Annotated in this window: 1 pseudogene; it reads right to left on the reverse strand. The window is 75.1% G+C overall.

The features are described from left to right. Window positions 1–205 (reverse strand): annotated as a pseudogene (locus GM672_RS28000) (metal-dependent hydrolase); the annotation flags it as partial. Between the last annotated feature and the right edge of the window lie 92 nt (window positions 206–297).

Here is a 297-nt window from a genome sequence, read left to right on the forward strand (position 1 = left end):
GCAGCGCCGGCGCCAGGCTCAGCGAGCCGCGGCGCAGCCGGTAGCTGCCGGCCGCCTCGTTCGCTTCGACCGTGACGAAGGCCCAGCACAGGGGCTGGGCCGGATAGGCCGTCATCGCCACATCCAGCACGCGCGCGGCCGGGTCGATGCCCTGCAGCGCCGCCGTGATGCGCTGCCGCCCCACGGACGAGGCGGCGCCCTGCACGGCAATGAAGCCGATGGCGATGGCGGCGGCCAGGGCCAGCGAGCGCCGGCTGTGGTGCCGCGATCGCCATCGGCTTCATTGCCGTGCAGGGC

Origin of the sequence: Pseudoduganella buxea (assembly GCF_009720835.1) — a bacterium.
Classification (GTDB): Bacteria; Pseudomonadota; Gammaproteobacteria; order Burkholderiales; family Burkholderiaceae_D; genus Rugamonas; species Rugamonas buxea.